Origin of the sequence: Sedimentibacter sp. B4, from assembly GCF_000309315.1 — a bacterium.
In the GTDB taxonomy this organism is placed as follows: Bacteria; Bacillota; Clostridia; order Tissierellales; family Sedimentibacteraceae; genus Sedimentibacter; species Sedimentibacter saalensis.
Genome location: NZ_CANG01000994.1, coordinates 1 through 207, shown reverse-complemented (window position 1 = coordinate 207; position 207 = coordinate 1). Strand labels below are relative to the sequence as shown.

Here is a 207-nt window from a genome sequence, read left to right as displayed (position 1 = left end):
AAGGTGCTGATGAAGTGCCGCATCACACCCCGGCGTAGCTGATCGCGTGCAGGATCGGCCGGGGCTCGCCGTTCTCGGCCGCGTAGTCCCAGTCGATGTGCTGGGGGTGGAAGTCGCCGGACAGCCGGTAGATCAGGGCCTGGTTGAACGGGATGGTCTCGACCACCTCCGCATCGGGTGCGCGGTCGGGCATCTCGACGACGTCCT

The 207-nt window shown here is 66.7% G+C and carries 1 pseudogene; it reads right to left on the bottom strand.

The features are described 5' to 3' along the window. A pseudogene (locus tag BN358_RS21430) lies at nt 1-207 on the bottom strand (MaoC/PaaZ C-terminal domain-containing protein); the annotation flags it as partial.